Genomic DNA, 291 nt, shown 5'->3' with positions numbered 1-291 from the left:
CAGGTCGCCGAGCGGCACGATGAGGTACGGGCCGAGCGCATAGCCGAACGGGGTGAGGGTGACGACAAGGCCGGCGGCGCACGCGGAGAGACCGGTGGCGGCCGCGATCGGCCCGACCAGGGGCTGGGCGTAATACAGGTTGGCGACGATCAGGCCGGCGGCAAAGGCCAGCAGGCGCACCATGCCTGGTGCAATGTCGGCAGCCGCGGTGTCCGGCGCGCAGGCCGACGCGTGGTTCATGGAATCTCCCGCGGACAGGCGCCCGATCGGCCCGTCATACAATGCATCTTA

At 69.8% G+C, this 291-nt stretch carries 1 pseudogene; it reads right to left on the bottom strand.

The annotated features are described in order from the left end of the window. Nucleotides 1–240, bottom strand: a pseudogene (locus tag KVT32_RS29740) (MFS transporter); the annotation flags it as partial. Between the last annotated feature and the right edge of the window lie 51 nt (nucleotides 241–291).

Source organism: Achromobacter sp. GbtcB20 (assembly GCF_019091095.1).
Lineage (GTDB): Bacteria > Pseudomonadota > Gammaproteobacteria > Burkholderiales > Burkholderiaceae_B > Achromobacter > Achromobacter mucicolens.
This window is presented reverse-complemented; position numbering and strand designations above follow the sequence as displayed.